Below are 15,571 nucleotides of genomic sequence, written 5' to 3'. Positions count from 1 at the left end.
ATGCCCGGCCCCCGCCCCTCCCCCGCCACCACGCTCGCGTGGCGCTACCTGCGCGGCCGCGGCCTGCGCTCGGCGCTCACCACCCTCGCGGTGGCGCTCGGCGTCATGCTCGTGTTCGGGCTCAACGGCATCACGCCGACCCTCGTCGAGGCGTTCACCCGCTCGATGATGTCGGCCGCCGGGCGCATCGACCTCACCGTCAGCAGCGCCTTCCACCAGCCCATCCCGGCCGACGTGCTCGACACCGTCACCCGGACGCCCGGGGTCGCCGCGGCGTCCGGCGAGGTACAGCAGCCGGCCCCGCTGGTCCGGCGCGACCGCAGCGCCGACCCCGGACCCTCCGACGCGCCCTCCATGGTCAACGTCGTCGGCATCGTGCCCGCCGCCGCCGCGCGCGTGCGCGACTTCCCGCTGGCGGCCGGCCGGGCGCTGGAGCCGGGTGACGGCGAGGTCGTGCTGTTGGCGTCCGACCTCGCCGGACGCCTCGGGCTGCGGCTGGGCGACCACCTGGTCCTGCCGAGCTCCTCGGGGAGCACAAGGCTGAGCGTGGTCGGCCTGCTCGACACGGCGTCCGTGCCCGGGCAGGAGCAGGTGTACGTGCCGCTGGCGACCGCGCAGGCGATGTTCGGGCTGGGCGACCGGCTGACGGTGGTCGAGGCGTCCCTGACCCCCGACGCCGACCGCGCCGCCGTCGAGGACACTGTGCGCCGCACCCTGGGTGACCGCTACACGGTCGGGGGGCTGTCGAGCAACGCCTCGCTGCTGGCGAGCATCCAGGTCAGCGAGTTCGCGTTCACCCTGTTCGGGGTGTTCGCGCTGGCCACGGCGGGGTTCATCATCGCGAACTCCTTCCGTACCGTGATCGCCGAGCGCCGCCGCGACATCGGCATGCTGCGCGCGATCGGGACACCGCGGCGCACGATCGTCCGCATGTTCCTGGCCGAGGCGCTGCTGCAGGGGGTGATCGGCACCGCGATCGGCCTCGTGCTGGGCTGGCTGATGGCGAACGGGCTGTTCGCGGCGATGCGGCCGCTGGTGCGCGACATGCTGCACATGGAGATCGGCGGGGCGACCTTCCGGCCGGGCACGTGGGTGCTCGCGATCGCGCTCGGGCTGGGCGTGACGGTGCTGGCGGCGCTGCTGCCGGCGCGGACGGCGTCCCGGATCACGCCGCTGGAGGCCATGCGGCCGCCGGTCGCCGAGGTGCACGCCGTCGAGGCCGGGCGCCGCGCGTGGGTCGGCGTCGCGCTGGCGGTGGTGTCGGTGTTCCTGCTCGCGACGCGCGTGCCCACCTGGGTCGGCGTCGGGTCGGTGGTCTTCCTGATCGCGATCGCGCTGGTCGCGCCGGTCGTGGTGACCCCGCTGGCGCGGGCGTTCGGGTCGGTGGTCGAGCTGCTGTTCGCCCGCGAGGGCGCGATCGCCCGGTCGAACCTGCAACGCAACCCCGGACGCTCGGCGACCACCGTGACCGCCGTGATGCTCGGTCTCGCCTCGATCGTGGCGATGCTGAGTGTCGTCTCGTCGATCTTCGCGGGGTTCCTGGGTTACATCGACCGCTCGATGGGGTCGGACTACGTGGTCATGCCCGGCTCGATCGTCCTGCAGCAGGGCAACGTGGGCGCCGGCCCGCGCCTCGGCGAGGAGCTGCGCCGCACCCCCGGCGTCGCCGCCGTCGCCTCCCTGCGCGTGGCCAACGGCAAGCTCAACGGGTCGGACGTCCAGGCCATCGGCATCGACCCTGTCGCCTACCCCGAGGTCGCCTCGCTGGAGTGGAACGGCACCTCCTCCGACGCCGCGTTCGGCCAGCTCGCCTCGGGCCGCTGGCTGATCGCGAACGGCATCTTCGCCTCGCAGGCGGGGCTCGTCGAGGGCCAGGCGGTCGAACTGCAGACCCCCACCGGACGCCGCACCTACTTCGTCGCCGGCGTCGGCAACGACTACCTCAACGCCAAGCTCTCGACCATCTACATCTCCCAGGAGATGCTCGCCCGCGACTTCTCGACCACCACGGACCTGATGTTCCTGGTGAACCGCGCCCCGGCGTCCGACCCCGCGGTGGTGGGCGCCGACCTCGAGCGCGTCGTCGCCGACTACCCCGCGTTCGGGCTGCACGCCACCGCCGACTGGAAGGCTGAGCAGCAGAGGACGTTCGACTCGACGATCGTCATCTTCTACACGCTGATCGCGGCGCTCGCCCTTCCCTCGTTGTTGGCACTGATGAACACGCTGGCCATCTCGGTGCTCGCGCGCACGCGCGAGATCGGCATGCTGCGCGCGGTCGGGGCGACCCGGCGCCAGGTCAAGCGGATGGTGCTGGCCGAGTCGCTGCTGCTCACCCTGATCGGCATCGCGTTCGGCGTCGTCGCGGGGCTGTGGCTCGGCTACGCGCTCGTGGTCGCGATGGGCGCGGTGGGCTGGGTCATGCCGTGGTCATTCCCGTTCACGGGGGTCGTGGTGACCATCGTCGTCGGCCTCGTCTTCGGCGTGCTGGCCTCGCTGGCGCCGGCCCGCTCCGCCGCCGGTCTCGTCGTCGTGGACGCCCTGCACCACGAGTGATCACGCCCGCCCGGCGCGCGGCCCCGTAGTGTCCATCCCGACGAAAGGAGCCAGCACATGAAGTTCCTGTGCCGCATGCAGGTGAAGTTCCCCGAGTCGATGTCGAAGGAGGAGATCGCCGAGAAGCAGGCCGCCGAGAAGGAGTACTCGCAGGCGCTGCAGCGCTCGGGTGAGTTCGAGGCGATCTACCGCGTCGTCGGCCGCTACGCGAACGTGTCGATCTTCGAGGTGGAGTCGTCCGAGCGCCTGCACGAGATCCTCTCGGGCTTCCCGATGTTCCCCTACATGGACATCGAGACCACCGCCCTCTGCAAGCACCCGAACTCCATCCGCTGAGTTCGTCGCGGCGACGGGGAGATGCTTCAGTCGTCGAGTATCTTGATGCCAACAGACTGCAACCTGTGGAGGCCCGAACGATGAATTCCTTGTCGTGGATCCAGAACCTCCGGGACACACCGGTCGGATCCTCGCAAAGGAGCAGGACATGAACCTTCGTTTCACCAACCGCGTCGCCCTCGTCACCGGTGGCGCCTCCGGCATCGGCAAGCTCACCTGCCAGCGCTTCGCCGAGGAAGGCGCCAACGTGGTGATCGCCGACATCCAGGACGAGCTCGGCGAGCAGGTCGCCCTCGGCATCCGTGACCGCGGTGGCGACGCCACCTACGTGCGCCTCGACGTCACGAGCGAGGAGGACTGGGCCGCCGCCGTCGCCAAGACTGTCGAGAAGTACGGTCGCCTCGACATCCTGGTCAACAACGCCGGCATCGGCGACACCGAGCCCCTCGAAGAGGTTTCCTACGACACCCCGATCCTCGGCGACTCCGACAAGTCGGGACTCATCGCCGCCACCCCGATGGGCCGCCTCGGGCGCCCCGACGACATCGCCACCGTCATCCGGTTCCTACTCATTCATCGATCAGATGCACCGCAAGTTCGTGAAGGGAAGGGGGCCCATGGAAGACCAAGACGTGCTGGGCTTCGTGGTCGCCATGTGCGAAACCGGTCAGGCGAAGCGGTACCAAGAGAGGCGCCAGGACGTGGCAGCCGAGCAATTCGCGAACGAACTCGCCGACCAGGCGAAGGAGCGGTTCGGGGAGGGGCGAGATCTCCTGCAGCGGGTCAAAGCACGGCTGAAGAGCTACTGCGCACACCACCTCCTACGGCAGTTGAACGCCACACTGGGAGACGGATTCGTCCGCGGCGTCAGCGCCGGCTACAAGGGTATTTACCAGTGGACCATCAACTTCGAGATCGATGACTCTTTGACCGTGGACTTCGGAGAGGCCAGTTTCCAGCTGAGGAATCGTCAAGACCTGTGGATGGGCGTGTCAGGCGGCTTGCTCGTCGGTTGCTGATTCGGCGGGTCGTTCGACGAGTTTGCCCTTCGTGAAGCGGGCGCCGGCGCGGACGAGGGCGACCAGATGGGGAGCGTTCACGGCTCGCCAGCGGGCCTGGGCCGACTCGAGCAGCTTGAACGCCATCGCGATCCCCGCCGCCCGGGACCCGGGTCCCTTGGTGACCCGCTGTCGGAGCCGGAGGGTCGCGAACGTCGACTCGATCGGATTGGTCGTCCGCAGGTGGACCCAGTGCTCGGCGGGGAACTCGAAGAACGCGAGCAGCACGTCGAGGTCGTCGGTGATCTTCGCGGCGGCTTTGGGCCACTTGACGCCGTACTCGGCGGCGAACGCCTTGGCGGCGGCCCGGGCATGGTCGACATCCTCGGCGGCATAGATCTCGGCGAGCGCCTTCTTCGCGGCGGGGTGGGCCGACTTCGGCAGGGCGGCCAGCACGTTGCCGAGCTTGTGGAACCAACACCGCTGCTCCCGTGTCTGGGGGAACACGTCATGGAGCGCCTTCCAGAAGCCCAGCGCGCCGTCCCCGACCGCCAGGACCGGGGCCTGCATGCCGCGGCGCTTGCAGTCCCGCAGCAGGTCGGCCCACGACTCAGCCGACTCGCGGTACCCGTCGGCGAGCGCGACGAGTTCCTTGGTGCCATCGGCACGGACCCCGATCATCACCAGCAGGCATACCTTGTCGGCTTCCAGCCGCACCTTCAGGTGGATGCCGTCCACCCACAGGTACACATAATCGACCCCCGCCAGCGGCCGGTCGTGGAACGCTCGGGCCTCGTCTTGCCACTGCCGGGTGAGCCGGGTGATCGTCGCCGCCGACAACCCCGCCGCCGACCCGCAGAACTGCTCCAGGGCGGCCACGAAGTCCCCGCTGGACAACCCGTGCAGGTACAACAAGGGCAGCACGTCGGCCACCTGCGGCGACTTCCGCGCCCACGCCGGCAGGATCGCCGACGAGAACCGCCGCCGCTCACCCGTGGCCTCATCGACGCGCTTGTCGTTGACCCGCGGCGCCCGGACCGGTACCGCACCCGCGGCGGTGGCCACCTCCCGCGGCTGGTGGTAGCCGTTGCGGACCACCAGCCGCCGGCCGTCGGCGTCGAGCTCGTCGGCGCACTGCTCGATGTAGGCGGCGACCTCAGCCTGCAACGCCGCAGCCAGCATCCGCCGGGCACCCTCCCGGGCCAACTCGTCCAGCATCGACCCACCCACCGCGGCCGGGGCGTGCTCGTTGGACTCGTTCTCGTCGTGGACTACCGTAAGCATGGGCGTACCTTCCCGAACCAGCGCGTCAACGCCGGTCCTGATCAGAGCTACTCGGACTTCAGATCATCCTCGGGGAGGTGCGCTCCTTCACGTCACCCCGCCGAGGACCATCCACAGGTTCTGATCATTGCTCTTTCCAGCTGAAGTTCGGGCCCTCGGCGTGGTTCGCGAACGGACCCGACCCCAACTGGACACTAACGGTCGATCCCGACGTCGCCGACTACACGCGGGTCTTCCTGACGAGAGCGAGCCGGCACGAGGTGCGCCAGTCGACCGTTAGCCTCCAAGAGGTACTCGATGGCCTCAGTCCAGACGACAGGCGACTCCACGACGAAATCGTACAGATGCTCAGGGAACCTACTACCGGCCCCTCGGGCATTTAGCCGGTGCTGTTCACCATCGGCCACGCCTCACATCCTCTCGGGCGCGGACGGCGGCAGAACAGGATGCCTTACAGGTCGTCGAGCAGGGCGAGATCGTGTAGGTCGACCTCGCGCGGAGGGTAGCCACTGCGAAGCGCCCGCGCCCGCTGGGCGCTGGCTACGACGACCGCGTGCCCGTCGATGTGACCGTTGACTCGATGCTCAGCGGCGTGGACATACACCTCGCCGTCGAGGCCCTCTTGCACCCCATTGCCGGCCGCATCCATTCGCATCGGGTGAACATCCACTCGCCCTCCGGGGCTCGAGAGTTCGACGCGGACCGGGCGCCAATCCTGCGTGACCCGGTAACCGCGAGAGGTCAGCCAGGTCAAGAAGTTGGCCTCGTGATGTGCATCGATGAACACGTCTAGATCTTGGTGCGGGCGGGTCTGTCGGCCCACCAGTCCGTCGACGCCCCATCCACCGTTGATCTGATAGATCACACCGGCGGCCTCAAGCCACGCGATGATCTGGACCACCTCCGTGGCGGCCATCTGCGCGCAGTACCTCATGGGGTGAATTCTCGCTCCACCTCCCCACGAGGTAGTCGCGACCTGCGGCCTGACAGGACGCTGCTGGGACATCACCAGTCAGCGATGTATACCCGGTCGGAACTGGTAGCAACAGCTCGGGATTGGCCGTTTTGAGATGCCCAGGTGGACGACCCGGTATTGGGGAGTCGTGTATCCGTGACCGGCCTTAGCGTGTTGTCATCGAGGACGACGACACGACTGCCGGCCACGAGGGCGGGCCTTCCGGCAGCATCGGTGCTGAGGCAGCGGTGCAGCAGGCCGGTGCTCCACTCCTCATCATCGGCAAGGGTGGTGGCGAGCGCTTCCTCCAGCACCTGCGCGAGGGAGCCGAGGCGACGGGCGGCCTTGACTTCGAGGGTTCGAGGGTCCAGCTTGCAGAGCTCAACCTCGTCCAGCGGGCTGTCCAGATACTGCTGGAGACCGGTGGGAAGTAGGTCCCGGCCAATTGCATGCCACCAGGCGGTGCCGCGACGCGGCCGCAGCTCGCCGACGAGTGCATACAGCGCGCGCGTCGAGCGAGCTGCGGCCAGCGCGGCAGGGGCAGTTGTCCGGTGCGTCACCTCGTGCGAGGCGTTCAGGGAGGCGACTTCTCCTCTTGGTAGCGACCAGATTCGCGTGGGGGTGTCGCCAAGCGCTACCCACGGCGAAGTGATTTCGACTTGTGAGTTCACGACGGCCCAGCGGTCCAGATCGATGACCTTGGCTCTCTGTTGTCCGAGCGCTGCAGCCAGGACGTGGCGATGGTCCAGGCGGAGGAACTCCGTCTCCGCACCGTCGCGGCCGTGGCCAACCCCCTGATGCAGTTCACGCACCGTGCTGGGGCCGCTCAGGTCGACCTCGATGACGCCGCCAGAGGTGCCGAGCAGTGCGGGTCCCTGACCGTCCAGAAGTGCCCCCCAGATCTGCGGCATCCGGCGCCCGACACCCGCCCGGCCGGAGTCGAGATCGATCATCGCCCACGGGCCGCGAGGAGCGTCTACGTCGAGCTCAGCGAGCACGTATGAACCATCATGACCGAGCCATGGCGGCATGAGGGTGGACAGCGGCGGCGACCCTGGGGGCAACGAGACCCGGCGGGTGACAGTCGTGACCTCTGGTTTCTCAGCCACTCTTGAGAACGATCCGCAGGTCAGGGGCCAGCCGCATGCGGTACACCATAGGGCGCACCGCAACGGTCGGTCGCTGTGCGTCAACGTCAGCCCATCGGCACTTCCGGACGGCGGCAATACAGGACGTTAGGACAGTCAGCCTCGAGCCATCCTCGGCGCGAGGTCGGCCGCAGGGACCTTGAATCCGGTGCGTCGCGGTAGGAGCATGGCGCCATGGGAAGACGGGGGGATGTCCGAACGATCGTGCTGGCCTTCGGGCTGGCCGCGGCACTGACAGGTTGCGCCGGCAGCCCGGTCACCACGCCAGTGATGTCTCCGTCGATCGAGCCGACGACCACAGCGTCACCATCGGTCACGCCGCAGAGTTCGACGTCCCCATCCTTGGTCACGACGGCCAGCCCGACACCGACCGCGACGAAGGCGTCCACGATCGTCTTGTCGAGCAAGGGAGTTGGACCGTTCAAGTTCGGCGCCCCCGAGAAGGACGTCCTGGGGTTTCTGAAGCCCGCCCTTGGCACGCCCGAGGTGCAGGGCCAGGTCGGGGGCTGCGAGGGGGCGGGAGGGGGCTACCAGTCGTATGCGATGTTCGGAGAATTGAAGATCCGGTTCGCCGCGAACGACAACAAATCGACGTCGCCGCGGACGCTGCAGTCTTGGGATATCACCTTCACCGGCGCTCCCAAGGCGCCGCTGGCCTTGGACAAGGGAATCCCTGTCGGCAAGTCGTTGGCCCAGCTGAAGGCCCTCTATCCGGAGGGTGGCGGACTGGAACACATGGGCGCTTGGTCGGCCGAGGATGTCGTCCTCATACCGCCTACAAATGTGGGCGGCGAGACAATCGTCCACGCGGGCGACCTGGACTGGTGTACCTGATAGGTGCGCTACCTCCAGCCCAAGGGCAGCATCCGCGCACAGTGCGGCAGAAGCGGACGTTCTCACCCCGCCCTTCTGGGTTCCTACTGACGGCTCGAGCGGTTCCACACCACGTGCCCAACGAGGGCAAGGACAGCGAGGCCGCTCGTCACGTACAACGGGGCAGACCACGCTGAATGATCACCCCCACTAACGAAGAACGTGTCGGCCAAGGCCATGCCCGGACCGAAGTTCGCCCAGAAATAGGCTGGGGCTCCCAAAGCCAGCAGAACCAGGAACGGGACCCCCACCACACTGGCCCGCCCCTCGGGCCGCCTCCAGGCGCCGACTAGGGCGTGTCGCGTAACTGATTTGGGTGGTGGGGGTCAGGGTTGTCTTTGTGACCAGGAGTCCTCAGTTCAGTGACGAGATGTGGGCGCGGATTGAGCCGTTGATGCCGCGTGGGGGCGCGAAGGGCGGCCGTCCGTGGAATGACCACCGGCGGACGGTGGAGGGCATCTGTTGGCGGTTGCGGACGGGGTCGCCGTGGCGGGACGTGCCGGCCGAGTTCGGATCGTGGTCGAGCTTGTGGCGCCGCTTCAACGCGTGGGCCCAGGACGGTACCTGGGACAAGATCCTCACCGCCATCGCCGGTTCACCGGAGGCAGAAGGTCTGGTCGCGGTGGTGGACGGCACGATCGTGCGGGCCCACAAGCACGCTGCCGGCGCCCGAAAAGGGGGATCCACCGAACTACAAGAATCCTCGGGCCGAACCAGCTGATCACGCCTTGGGGCACTCCCGTGGCGGGTGGACGACGAAGTCCCACGCCCTGGTCGACGCCTCCGGTCACCTGTGCTCGCTGGTGGTCACCCCGGGTCAGGCCGGTGAGAACCCCCGCCTGTTGGATGTGATCGATCTTGCCCCTCACCGGGTTGTCCGGGTGGTCGCGGACAAGGCCTACTCCCATCCCTCGACCCGAACCGAGCTCCGGCGGCGAAGGATCAAGGTGACCATCCCCGAACGCTCCGACCAGATCGCCCGTCGCAAGGCCAAGGGCAGCCGCGGCGGTCGCCCACCTGCCTTCGATCCCACCATCTACAAGGGCAGGAACGTGGTGGAACGCTTCTTCAACCGGATCAAGGAGTTCCGCGCCATCGCCACCCGCTACGACAAACTCGCTCGCAACTACCGCGCCGGCCTCGTCCTGGCCAGCACCATCATCTGCCTACGAGACCAGTTACGCGACACGCCCTAGCAGCGCGATCGCCAGCAGGGGCCCGACCGCCAGGAAGGCAATGACCATCCCGGCAGCCATGGATTCGCCAGTCGCGGCCACGTCCGCGTATATCTGGTCGAGACCGACGCCGGGGACTGCAGCCTGCGGATTCCACACGAGGATCTGGACCGCGGCGAGCAGCGCGTAAGCAACCACCGCCCCCGTTCCGATGAGCGCGACGGCCCTCGCGCTCAGGCGCCGCGTGGAGTTCATTGCTGGGGTCATGCCTTGCTCTTTCCCGGGACATCGGTTCGCCGTCCGGCGCTGTCGTCGACTGTATGCGCCGGCCTGGCCACGGTCCGACCCGCAAGCACCAGCCGCGGCAGTTGCGCGCGTTCGGGCGCAGGGGCATCACTGCTCACATGCTGATCGACACCGCGTTCGACTTCCGAAGCGACGCAACCACCAGTGACCGGATCAGAGCACTCCGGCCGCTGGGCCATCCCAGGCACCAGATCAATAGGGTGGGCGACCGAACTTGGCGCCGCCAGACTGGCAAGGCGGCTAACTCGGCACACGGGCTGGTCAATGTGGCCGGAACCCAGGCAATCACCTCACCCCGGGCCCGCTGAGCCGTCGTCTTCGCGCCGAAGGCCTGCTCGCGGGAAGCGCACGCACCACAGCGCTCATCGAGCTCACCCGGCAAATGCATCCCCGGATCGTCTCGGATCTCCTCGGCATCACGACCTCGTCCGCCGCCGCATGGTCGCGTCTCGCCGGCGGTGACTGGTCCGACTATCCGGCACTCCGTTCCGACCACGCCTGAACGAGCATCACACGTCAGCGCCCGGGCCGGAAATCGCTTCGCGCAACTGCTCGACGGTCGGCGACCCGGCGATCCCAGCTGGCGTGCGGAACATCCGGCAGGCGAGCCCGACGTGGGTACGCTCGTCGGCGAACGGGTCGATGCCGTCGACGAGCACGGTTGGGGAGCCGTGGAACCCGAGGCGCACGGCGTCCTCGGGGGTCTCGACCAGCTGACGTATGACCCTGACATCGGATCGGTCGTTGACTACTTCAGCGAGCCGCTGGTCGAGCACCTCCCAGTTGGGGCAGCCGTTGAAATACTGCAGGATGATCTCCATGATGGTCCTCTCAGTTCTCGTTGCCGCGGATCATCAGAAGCGCTCCGGCGATCGCGGCGGTGACGATCACGACGTCGGCGACGTTCCCGATGAACCAGTTCCCGTAGGCGAGGAAGTCCACGACGTGCCCCTGGGCGAACCCTGGAGCACGGAAAAGCCTGTCGCCGGCGTGGGAGGCGGCGGCCCCGCCAAGCGCGCCGATCACGATCGCCCACCCGGGGTGTCGGACACGGAACGCGAACACGATCGCGGTGACGGTGGCCGCGACGGCCACCAGCGCGAACACCCAGGTGGAACCCTCACCGAAGGAGAACGCCGCGCCGGGGTTGTAAGCGAGTTGCAGGCCCAGCAGGTCGCCGATCAGCGGGAGGCGCTCACTTACTGTGAGCGTGGCCTCCGCCCATGCCTTCGTCCCCTGATCGATCAGGAGGACGAGCCCGCCGAGCGCGAGTGCCCCCGCCGTGAGCCGCCAACGCCCCCTCTGCTGCCGCTCTCCCGACGTCAGCTCAGCATCGGCAGCCGCGTCCGGGGTCATGCGAGGACCTCGACGAGGCGGACGATGACGCCGGAATCGATCAGGATGAACAGGCCCAGGCCGATGAACACGACGGGTACGAGCCAGTGCTCGACGCGTTCAAGCGTTTCGGTGACGGCCTTGTGGGTTCCGATCAGGCGTCCAGCAGCGCACCAGACGGCGACGAGGACGAGGAACACCGCGATCATGACGACGACGTCGCCGGGCGAACTGGTGCGGAAGATCGGCGTGTAGAGGGAGATGTTGTCGGCCCCGTTGGCGATCGTGATCCCGGCGACGCCCCACAGCCCGACCGCGGTGATCTTCTCGTCGTCGTCATCGTCGTCACCGTTGCGTCGCAGGCCCCGCACGAGGGTCCAGATGCCGATGCCGAGCGGGATCAGGCCGAGGAAGCCCACCCATTCGTCGGGGACGATGGTCAGGCCGAGCGCGGCGATCACGCTGATCACGACGAGGGTGATGAACCCGAGGTACTGGCCTGCGACGATCTGCCACGGTCGCGGCTTCCCTCGGCTGGAGGCCAGGAACAGCACGGTCAGCACGACGATGTCATCGATGTTGGTCGCAGCAAACAAGCCGATCGCTGAGCCGATGGTCGCAAGCATCAGCTCTCCAGCCGTGGGGTACGCGTGCGGGCGGCGCGGAGTCCGTTGAGGATCACGACGACCTCGGCGATCTCGTGGACCAGCACCACAGCGGCGAGTCCGAGGACGCCGAACAGCGCGAGCGGCAGCAGCGCGGTGATGATCAGCAGCGACAGGACGATGTTCTGGTTGATGATGCGGCGTCCGCGGCGGGCGTGGTCGAACGCGCGCGGGATGAGGCGGAGGTCGTGGCCGGTGAACGCGACGTCGGCGGACTCGATCGCCGCGTCCGAGCCGGTCGCGCCCATCGCGATGCCGATGTCCGCGGCGGCCAGAGCGGGGGCGTCGTTGATGCCGTCGCCGATCATTGCAACCGACCCCGCCTTTGACAGCTCCCCGATCGCGGTCGCTTTGTCTTCGGGACGCAGTTCCGCGCGCACGTCGCTGATACCGGCCTGCGCTGCCAGCGCCCGTGCCGTGCGGGCGTTGTCGCCGGTGAGCATCGTCACCCCGACGCCCTGCGCCGCGAGAGTCCGCACCACTTCGGGGACCTCGGGACGCAGCTCGTCGCGGACGCCGATCGCGGCGACAGGGGCCCCGTCGCGGTGCACGATCACAACGGTCATGCCCTGCTCCTCCAGGCCCGCGACCTGGTCGCCGAGCACCCCGGCGTCGAGCCAGCGGGGGCTGCCGACGGTGATCCGAGACCCGTCGATCTTGCCCTCGATGCCGTGCCCGGCCTGCTCGGTCACGCCCTCCGCAGCCTGGGCTCCGGGGGCTGCGGCGGTGATCGCCGCGGCCAGCGGGTGCGTGCTGTGCTGCTCCAGCGCGGCCGCCCAGGCCAGCGCCTGGGCGTCGGTCACGCCGTCCGCGGCGAGGACCGCGGTGACGGCGGGCTCGTTGCGGGTGAGGGTGCCGGTCTTGTCGACGGCGACGTGGCGGACCGTGCCGAAGCGCTCGAACACCGCGCCGGACTTGATGATCACGCCGAACTTGCTCGCCGCGCCGATCGCCGCGACCACCGTCAGCGGCACCGAGATCGCCAGCGCGCACGGGGAGGCGGCGACGAGGACGACGAGGGCTCGGGTGATCCACAGCTCCGGGTCCCCGAACAGCGAGCCGACCAGGGCGACCAGGGCCGCGAGGACCAGCACGCCCGGGACCAGCGGGCGCGCGATCCGGTCCGCGAGGCGCGCTCGCTCGCCCTTCTCCGCCTGCGCCTGCTCCACCAGCTCCACGATGGTCGTGAGCGAGTTGTCGGTGCCCGCCGCCGTCGTCTCGACCTCCAGCGCACCGGCGCTGTTGATCGCGCCGGCCGACACGGCGTCGCCGGGCTCGACCTCGACCGGGATCGACTCGCCCGTGATCGCCGAGGTGTCCAGGCTGGAGCGCCCCGCACGGACGACTCCGTCGGTCGCGATCCGCTCGCCGGGACGAACCACCATGACCTGCCCGACCGCGAGGTCCTTCGCCGCAATCTCCACCGAAGCGCCGTCGCGGCGCACGGTCGCGGTGTCGGGGACCAGCTTCAGCAGCGCTCGCAGCCCGCCGCGGGCGCGGTCCATCGCCTTGTCCTCCAGCGCCTCTGCGATCGAGTAGAGGAACGCCAGCGCCGCAGCCTCTTCGACGTAGCCGAGGACGACTGCGCCGACCGCGCTGATCGTCATCAGCAGCCCGATGCCCAGCTTGCCCTTGAACAGCTTCCGGATCGCGCCCGGCGTGAACGTCGACGCGCCCAGCAGCAAGCCGACCCAGAACAGCACCAGTGCCGGGATCTCCATGCCGGACCACTCAAGGATCAGACCAGCGAGGAACGCGACACCGGAGAAGACCGGCACCATGATCCCGCGGTCCCTCCACCAGGGCCGCTCCTTCTCCTCGCTCTCATCGACTGCCGTGGTCGTCGGCTCGTGCTCGCAGCCGCATGCCGCGCTCACGCGTCTGCTCCCGCTCCGCAGCAACCCGGAACGGTGCACGACGAGTCCACGCACGGAGCGTGCTCGTCGACAGCCAGAGTCACATCCACCAGCGCGATGAGAGCGGCCGCGAGGTGCGGATCAGCGATCTCATACCTAGTCTGGCGACCCTCCGGCTCAGCGACCACGATGCCGCAGTCGCGCAGGCAGGTGAGGTGGTTCGACACGTTCGAGCGAGTCAGCTCCAGCTCACGCGAGAGCACCGCCGGGTGGCTCGGTCCCTCGAGCAGGGTCATCAGGATCCGGGAACGCGTCGGATCCGCCATGGCCCGGCCGAGCCGGTTCATGACGTCGAGTCGAGAAGCAATAGTCAGCATGCACTGAACTATACAGCACAGGCTGATCAATCGCCGGATGCATCAGCCTCCGCCACAAGGCGAAACAGCAGTCGACATCTGATGAATACGCGACTCAGCAACAATCGGTGCTACCAGTACAACTTGCGTGGGGCAACCTCTCATTGGAGGACCGATTGGACGGGACCGTGCTCATTTGGCATGTCGGAGACCTAAGACCTAAGGGGATCGAGCGAAGCGCCGGCAAGCTCGCCGTGTGGACCGGGCAGCAGGTCCAGCAGGTCGCCGTTCCTTGGACGATGACCGCTACCGGCGTCGACCATCTCTACCGAGGCCTGCTCACGATCGACTGCTCCGTCGAAGCTGGCGTGGTGATGGGAATGAGGGATACCCCGCCCGACGGCGAGTGACCAGCAACGTTGGCCGGTCGCTCGTTACGGTCAAGAGTGGTAGCCATCCGTCAAGCCTCCCTCCCGGCAAGTCCGGGATATACCGCCGTCGACTTTGACGACCGCTACTGGGCAGTTGAGTAACCACACGCCCGTCGGCAGAGTCGAGCACACCCGATGGGCGCCCAAGGGGATGAGGGCCGCTTGGCCGCTTGCTCGGACGTCCAACAGGGTGTGGCCTCCGACGAGGCGAACTTCATGACCGGTTCCGAGATCGGCGTCGACGGCGGCTTCACCGCCCAGTGATCCCGTCCCACCCCCGGGGACCCAGCCCGATCGAAGGCTGACCTGACGAGGCGGCGTGTCCGTTGCTGCGGCAATGGACACGCCGCCTCGCATTGCCCACGATGGGGGCGTGCGCACCCAGATCCAGGCCCCGTCGGCCGTCGTGATGGTCCGTCCCCACCACTTCACGCCCAACCCCGAGACCGCCGCCGACAACGCCTTCCAGCTGCCCCGCCCCGAGATCAACGCCGAGGCGTTCGAAGCCCGCGCGCTGCGGGAGGTCGACGCGGTGGCGCGCACGTTGATGGAGCACGGCGTCCGGGTGCACGTGTTCGACGACCTGACCCGGGACACGCCCGACTCCGTCTTCCCCAACAACTGGTTCTCGACCCACCAGGGCGGCCGCATCGCCATGTACCCGATGGCCGCCCCCAGCCGCCGTGGCGAGCGGCGGTCGGACGTCATCGAGATGCTCAAGCGCGAGTACCGCGTGCAGGAGGTGATCGACTACTCGGGGCTGGAGGCCGACGGGCTGTTCCTCGAGGGCACGGGCGCGATGATCCTCGACCACGCCGAGCGGGTCGCCTACGTCGGCGCCTCGACCCGGGCCGACCCCATCATCCTGGAGCGGTTCTGCACGCACTTCGGGTTCGAGCCGATGGTCTTCGAGAACCGCGACCCGGCGGGCCACCCGATCTACCACACGAACGTGATCCTCAGCATCGGCACCGAGTTCGCCCTGCTCTGCGCCGAGGTGATGACGGACGCCGAGCGGCGCGACGAGATCGTGGCCCGGCTCCGGGACTCTGGCCGCGACGTTATCGACATCTCCTGGCAGCAGGTGACCGAGTTCGCCGGCAACGGGATGGAGCTCACCGGCTCGGCAGGCCGGTTCTACGCCTGCTCGGCGCGTGCGGCCGCCTCGTACACCCCCGAGCAGCGCGAGCGGATCGAGGCGTCGGCACCCATCGTGGCCATCGACGTGCCCACCATCGAGCTCGCCGGCGGCTCGGTGCGCTGCATGTTGGCGGGGATCCACCTGTCCCGGCGCTGA

The 15,571-nt window shown here is 68.4% G+C and carries 15 protein-coding genes and 1 pseudogene; 6 read left to right on the top strand and 10 right to left on the bottom strand.

The annotated features are described in order from the left end of the window. The 3 genes from J4N02_RS02065 (at position 1) to J4N02_RS02055 (ending at position 3,814) form a co-directional block, all read left to right on the top strand. Positions 1–2,556 carry an ABC transporter permease gene (locus tag J4N02_RS02065; RefSeq protein WP_188334632.1) on the top strand — a complete coding sequence of 852 codons (2,556 nt, stop codon included), beginning with the start codon at positions 1–3 and terminating at the stop codon, positions 2,554–2,556. Between the two features lie 57 nt (positions 2,557–2,613). Further along, positions 2,614–2,892, top strand: a complete 279-nt coding sequence (catC, locus tag J4N02_RS02060) for a muconolactone Delta-isomerase (protein ID WP_188334633.1) — start codon at positions 2,614–2,616, stop codon at positions 2,890–2,892. Between the two features lie 148 nt (positions 2,893–3,040). Beyond that, positions 3,041–3,814, top strand: coding sequence for an SDR family NAD(P)-dependent oxidoreductase (locus tag J4N02_RS02055; protein WP_188334634.1), 774 nt, complete (start codon positions 3,041–3,043; stop codon positions 3,812–3,814). A 70-nt stretch (positions 3,815–3,884) separates the two neighbouring features. Here J4N02_RS02055 and J4N02_RS02050 read toward each other — a convergent pair whose 3' ends face one another. The 4 genes from J4N02_RS02050 to J4N02_RS02035 all read right to left on the bottom strand — a co-directional run bounded on the left by J4N02_RS02050 (position 3,885) and on the right by J4N02_RS02035 (position 7,684). After that, entirely contained in the window at positions 3,885–5,174 is a 1,290-nt protein-coding gene (locus J4N02_RS02050) for an IS256 family transposase (RefSeq protein ID WP_208091075.1), read from the bottom strand. 451 nt (positions 5,175–5,625) lie between these two features. Beyond that, the gene (locus J4N02_RS02045; protein WP_182816899.1) at positions 5,626–6,108 is read right to left on the bottom strand and encodes a nucleotidyltransferase domain-containing protein; all 483 of its coding nucleotides are present in this window, start codon (positions 6,106–6,108) and stop codon (positions 5,626–5,628) included. Positions 6,109–6,179: 71 nt separating this feature from the next. Continuing rightward, positions 6,180–7,127: a hypothetical protein gene (locus tag J4N02_RS02040; protein ID WP_208091074.1), complete on the bottom strand. Its 948-nt coding sequence runs from the start codon at positions 7,125–7,127 to the stop codon at positions 6,180–6,182. A gap of 197 nt (positions 7,128–7,324) precedes the next feature. Continuing rightward, entirely contained in the window at positions 7,325–7,684 is a 360-nt protein-coding gene (locus tag J4N02_RS02035; RefSeq protein ID WP_188334853.1) for a hypothetical protein, read from the bottom strand. Between J4N02_RS02035 and J4N02_RS02030 the strand changes: the two genes are divergently transcribed. Both J4N02_RS02030 and J4N02_RS02025 read left to right on the top strand, forming a co-directional pair. After that, positions 7,674–8,111: a hypothetical protein gene (locus J4N02_RS02030; RefSeq protein ID WP_188334852.1), complete on the top strand. Its 438-nt coding sequence runs from the start codon at positions 7,674–7,676 to the stop codon at positions 8,109–8,111. The genes J4N02_RS02035 and J4N02_RS02030 overlap by 11 nt on opposite strands. Before the next feature lie 379 nt (positions 8,112–8,490). Then, a pseudogene (locus tag J4N02_RS02025) lies at positions 8,491–9,346 on the top strand (IS5 family transposase). On the opposite strand, the gene J4N02_RS02020 reads toward J4N02_RS02025, so the two are convergent. The 6 genes from J4N02_RS02020 to J4N02_RS01995 form a co-directional block, all read right to left on the bottom strand. Continuing rightward, complete coding sequence (locus tag J4N02_RS02020) at positions 9,329–9,592, bottom strand: hypothetical protein (protein WP_188334550.1); 264 nt, start codon at positions 9,590–9,592, stop codon at positions 9,329–9,331. The pseudogene J4N02_RS02025 and the gene J4N02_RS02020 sit on opposite strands and share 18 nt — an antisense overlap. Before the next feature lie 548 nt (positions 9,593–10,140). Further along, complete coding sequence (locus J4N02_RS02015) at positions 10,141–10,452, bottom strand: hypothetical protein (RefSeq protein ID WP_026936351.1); 312 nt, start codon at positions 10,450–10,452, stop codon at positions 10,141–10,143. A gap of 10 nt (positions 10,453–10,462) precedes the next feature. Beyond that, positions 10,463–10,987, bottom strand: coding sequence for a signal peptidase II (locus J4N02_RS02010; protein ID WP_026936350.1), 525 nt, complete (start codon positions 10,985–10,987; stop codon positions 10,463–10,465). Then, positions 10,984–11,592 (bottom strand): cadmium resistance transporter, encoded by a 609-nt coding sequence (locus J4N02_RS02005; RefSeq protein ID WP_026936349.1) that lies wholly within the window; start codon positions 11,590–11,592, stop codon positions 10,984–10,986. The genes J4N02_RS02010 and J4N02_RS02005 overlap by 4 nt, the downstream gene beginning before the upstream one ends. Further along, entirely contained in the window at positions 11,592–13,508 is a 1,917-nt protein-coding gene (locus J4N02_RS02000) for a cation-translocating P-type ATPase (protein ID WP_188334549.1), read from the bottom strand. Before J4N02_RS02000 ends, J4N02_RS02005 begins: the two co-directional genes overlap by 1 nt. Next, positions 13,505–13,864: a helix-turn-helix transcriptional regulator gene (locus tag J4N02_RS01995; protein ID WP_188334548.1), complete on the bottom strand. Its 360-nt coding sequence runs from the start codon at positions 13,862–13,864 to the stop codon at positions 13,505–13,507. Before J4N02_RS01995 ends, J4N02_RS02000 begins: the two co-directional genes overlap by 4 nt. Positions 13,865–14,647: 783 nt before the next feature. Between J4N02_RS01995 and ctlX the strand changes: the two genes are divergently transcribed. Continuing rightward, entirely contained in the window at positions 14,648–15,571 is a 924-nt protein-coding gene (gene ctlX / locus J4N02_RS01990) for a citrulline utilization hydrolase CtlX (protein ID WP_208091073.1), read from the top strand.

The organism is Propioniciclava sp. MC1595 (assembly GCF_017569205.1).
In the GTDB taxonomy this organism is placed as follows: Bacteria; Actinomycetota; Actinomycetes; order Propionibacteriales; family Propionibacteriaceae; genus Propioniciclava.
This window is presented reverse-complemented; position numbering and strand designations above follow the sequence as displayed.

Bases quoted from the DNA above. Each gene is read 5' to 3' on its own strand.
- J4N02_RS02045 (WP_182816899.1), bottom strand. From the start codon at position 6,108: ATGAGGTACTGCGCGCAGATGGCCGCCACGGAGGTGGTCCAGATCATC.
- J4N02_RS02010 (WP_026936350.1), bottom strand. From the start codon at position 10,987: ATGACCCCGGACGCGGCTGCCGATGCTGAGCTGACGTCGGGAGAGCGG.
- J4N02_RS02020 (WP_188334550.1), bottom strand. From the start codon at position 9,592: ATGACCCCAGCAATGAACTCCACGCGGCGCCTGAGCGCGAGGGCCGTC.
- J4N02_RS02005 (WP_026936349.1), bottom strand. From the start codon at position 11,592: ATGCTTGCGACCATCGGCTCAGCGATCGGCTTGTTTGCTGCGACCAAC.
- J4N02_RS02050 (WP_208091075.1), bottom strand. From the start codon at position 5,174: ATGCTTACGGTAGTCCACGACGAGAACGAGTCCAACGAGCACGCCCCG.
- J4N02_RS02015 (WP_026936351.1), bottom strand. From the start codon at position 10,452: ATGGAGATCATCCTGCAGTATTTCAACGGCTGCCCCAACTGGGAGGTG.
- J4N02_RS02055 (WP_188334634.1), top strand. From the start codon at position 3,041: ATGAACCTTCGTTTCACCAACCGCGTCGCCCTCGTCACCGGTGGCGCC.
- catC (WP_188334633.1), top strand. From the start codon at position 2,614: ATGAAGTTCCTGTGCCGCATGCAGGTGAAGTTCCCCGAGTCGATGTCG.
- J4N02_RS01995 (WP_188334548.1), bottom strand. From the start codon at position 13,864: ATGCTGACTATTGCTTCTCGACTCGACGTCATGAACCGGCTCGGCCGG.
- J4N02_RS02065 (WP_188334632.1), top strand. From the start codon at position 1: ATGCCCGGCCCCCGCCCCTCCCCCGCCACCACGCTCGCGTGGCGCTAC.